2 rRNA genes are annotated in these 3,414 nt (G+C 47.1%); both read right to left on the reverse strand.

The annotated features are described in order from the left end of the window. Positions 1 to 50: 50 nt before the first annotated feature. Positions 51 to 160: ribosomal RNA gene (gene rrf, locus AC061C_RS15440) — 5S ribosomal RNA — on the reverse strand. Between the two features lie 147 nt (positions 161 to 307). Beyond that, positions 308 to 3,191, reverse strand: a 23S ribosomal RNA gene (locus tag AC061C_RS15445). Between the last annotated feature and the right edge of the window lie 223 nt (positions 3,192 to 3,414).

Below are 3,414 nucleotides of genomic sequence, written 5' to 3' on the forward strand. Positions count from 1 at the left end.
AAAAAGTAAATTATACAAAAAAGCCTATCATTTCTGATAGGCTTTTCAAAGAAAGGCGACGACATACTCTCCCACATAACTGCAGTACCATCTGCGCAGGCGGGCTTAACTACTCTGTTCGGGATGGGAAGAGGTGAGCCCCGCCGCAATAACCACCTTAAGAGGTTATAATTGCTTTGGGCAATTATCTATAATTAACAATTGATAATTTACAATTCATAATTATAGTAATATCTTAACATACTGAGATAAAGAATATAAAAATTATTAGAAAGTTTCTTCCTCCCGCCGAAGCGGGAGGAAAAGCGTACATAAGCTTACGGGTTATTAGTACTACTCGACTATGACATTACTGCCTTTACATCTATAGCCTATCAACGTGGTCATCTCCCACGACCCTTAAAAGAAATCTCATCTTGTGGTGGGTTTCGCGCTTATATGCTTTCAGCGCTTATCCCTTCCAAACGTAGCTACTCTGCGATGCCACTGGCGTGACAACAGATACACTAGAGGTTTGTCCAATTCGGTCCTCTCGTACTAGAATCAGATCCACTCAAATTTCTTGCGCCCACAGTAGATAGAGACCGAACTGTCTCACGACGTTCTGAACCCAGCTCGCGTGCCACTTTAATGGGCGAACAGCCCAACCCTTGGGACCTTCTCCAGCCCCAGGATGTGACGAGCCGACATCGAGGTGCCAAACCCCCCCGTCGATATGAGCTCTTGGGGGAGATCAGCCTGTTATCCCCGGCGTACCTTTTATCCTTTGAGCGATGGCCCTTCCATGCGGAACCACCGGATCACTATGCTCTACTTTCGTACCTGATCGACCTGTATGTCTCTCAGTCAAGCTCCCTTATGCCATTGCACTCTACGCACGGTTACCAAGCGTACTGAGGGAACCTTTAGAAGCCTCCGTTACTCTTTTGGAGGCGACCACCCCAGTCAAACTACCCACCAAGCAATGTCCCCCCGATTGGGGGTTAGGCCTCAGATAAACAAAGGGTTGTATTTCAACAATGACTCCACAACGCCTAGCGACGCCACTTCACAGTCTCCAACCTATCCTACACATCATTTATCCAAGGTCAATACTAAGCTATAGTAAAGGTGCACAGGGTCTTTTCGTCCCACTGCGGGTAAGCGGCATCTTCACCGCTACTACAATTTCACCGAGCTCATGGCTGAGACAGTGTCCAGATCGTTACACCATTCGTGCAGGTCGGAACTTACCCGACAAGGAATTTCGCTACCTTAGGACCGTTATAGTTACGGCCGCCGTTTACTGGGGCTTCAATTCAATGCTTCTCCGAAGATAACATCTCCTCTTAACCTTCCAGCACCGGGCAGGTGTCAGGCCCTATACTTCATCTTACGATTTTGCAGAGCCCTGTGTTTTTGATAAACAGTCGCCTGGACCTCTTCACTGCGGCCAGCATTGCTGCTGGCGACCCTTCTCCCGAAGTTACGGGTCTATTTTGCCTAATTCCTTAGCCATGAATCTCTCGAGCACCTTAGGATTCTCTCCTCGACTACCTGTGTCGGTTTGCGGTACGGGTACTTATTACCTGAAGTTTAGAGGTTTTTCTTGGAAGCCCTTAGGCGCACTATCTCTTTGTCCGAAGACTCCGAGTACTATCGTATTTCCCCAAGCCGCGTGGATTTGCCTGCGCAGCTTATAGGTAGGTACTTCAACGAACTATTCCGTCAGTTCGCGGCGCTTTCATCACTCCGTCACCCCATCACAGTAATAACTAGTACGGGAATATTAACCCGTTGTCCATCGACTGTCCCTTTCGGGTTCGCCTTAGGTCCCGACTAACCCACAGCTGATTAGCATAGCTGTGGAAACCTTAGTCTTTCGGTGTGCGGGTTTCTCGCCCGCATTATCGTTACTTATGCCTACATTTTCTTTTCTAACCAGTCCAGCATACCTTACGATACACCTTCTACCCTGTTAGAATGCTCCCCTACCACTTAGAGTAAACTCTAAATCCATAGCTTCGGTAATATACTTATGCCCGATTATTATCCATGCTCGTCCGCTCGACTAGTGAGCTGTTACGCACTCTTTAAATGAATGGCTGCTTCCAAGCCAACATCCTAGCTGTCTGGGCAGACAAACCTCGTTCTTTCAACTTAGTATATATTTGGGGACCTTAGCTGATGGTCTGGGTTCTTTCCCTCTCGGACTTGGACCTTAGCACCCAAGCCCTCACTGCACGGAAACATTATATAGCATTCGGAGTTTGTCAGGAATTGGTAGGCGGTGAAGCCCCCGCATCCAATCAGTAGCTCTACCTCTATATAACTTTATGGCCGTGCGCTGCACCTAAATGCATTTCGGGGAGTACGAGCTATTTCCGAGTTTGATTGGCCTTTCACCCCTACCCACAGGTCATCCGAAGACTTTTCAACGTCAACCGGTTCGGACCTCCACACTGTGTTACCAGCGCTTCATCCTGCCCATGGGTAGATCACACGGTTTCGCGTCTAACACTACTGACTAAAGCGCCCTATTCAGACTCGCTTTCGCTACGGATCCGTGGCTTAACCACTTATCCTTGCCAGCAACGTTAACTCGTAGGCTCATTATGCAAAAGGCACGCCGTCACCCCACGAAAGGGCTCCGACCGCTTGTAAGCGTATGGTTTCAGGATCTATTTCACTCCGTTATTCACGGTTCTTTTCACCTTTCCCTCACGGTACTGGTTCACTATCGGTCTCTCAGGAGTATTTAGCCTTAGCGGATGGTCCCGCCAAATTCAGACAGGATTTCTCGTGTCCCGCCCTACTCAGGATACCACTATTGTTATCTTCTATTACTTATACAGGGCTATCACCTTCTTTGGCTCTACTTTCCAGTAGATTCTAATTCTATCCGCAACAAATAACGTGGTCCTACAACCCCAAAATTGCCGTAACAACTTTGGTTTGGGCTAATCCGCGTTCGCTCGCCACTACTTACGGAATCACTTTTGTTTTCTTCTCCTCCGCCTACTTAGATGTTTCAGTTCAGCGGGTTTGCCCACCTATCGGTGTACTATGTCTTCAACATAGTGGGTTGCCCCATTCAGGTATTTACGGATCATATCGTGTGTGCCAATCCCCGTAACTTTTCGCAGCTTATCACGCCTTTCATCGCCTCTGAGAGCCAAGGCATCCCCCATACGCCCTTATTTTGCTTATTGTACCAATCATTCAATTAAGAATGACCGTTTCTTTTACTTGTCTAATGATAAACAAGCAAAAAATGCTTTCTACTTTTTATTATTTCTTATCTCAATATGTCAATGAACTTTCTCTAGTCGAAGGTCAAAGGTCCTAAAGTCGAACGTCCGAGGACTTGTGACTTTATGACTTTAGACTTTATGACTAAAATCGTGGAGAATAACGGAGTCGAACCGTTGACCT

It is taken from the genome of Flavobacterium sp. GNP010 (assembly GCF_056428945.1).